General features: G+C 65.1%; 1 protein-coding gene. It reads left to right on the forward strand.

Translation table 11 applies throughout. The features are described from left to right. The coding region (locus ACKJSM_RS28700) for a hypothetical protein (RefSeq protein ID WP_410239540.1) at positions 1 to 578 on the forward strand (578 nt) is incomplete at both ends.

The raw sequence follows: 578 nt of genomic DNA on the forward strand, positions 1-578 counted from the left end.
GGCGGCGAACTCACCGTCTACGAAAAAAACCTCGGCGACGGCAGCAGCCCCGATGCTCCAGCCCTGACCCAAAGCGGCACCTTCACCATCACCGCGCTGGACGGCGTCACTACGCTGACCATCGGCGGCATCGCCGTGGTCACCAATGGCGTGGCCGCAGGCTTCCCGCAATCGGTGACCACGCCACTGGGCAGCACGTTGACCATCACCGGTTTCAACGCGGCCACCGGCGTGGTCAGCTACAGCTACACCCTGGTCGACAACGAAGCGCACCCGACTGCCAACGGCGCCAACGTGCTGAACGAGCAGTTCGCCGTGACCGTGGTCGATGACAACGGCACCACCGCCAACGGCACGCTGGACGTGAACATCGTCGACGACCTGCCAAAAGGCGTGGACGACAGCAACGCCGGCACCGCTTCGGAAACCAATCTCACGCTGACTGGCAACGTCCTCACCAACGACGTGCAAGGCGCCGACCGCGTACCGACCGGCCCCAATGCCGGCCCGATCACCGCCGGCACGTTCACCGGGACTTACGGCACGTTGGTGCTCAACGCCAACGGCACGTACACCTA

The sequence above is a fragment of the Pseudomonas sp. PHC1 genome (assembly GCF_046487845.1).
GTDB classification, from domain to species: domain Bacteria; phylum Pseudomonadota; class Gammaproteobacteria; order Pseudomonadales; family Pseudomonadaceae; genus Aquipseudomonas; species Aquipseudomonas sputi.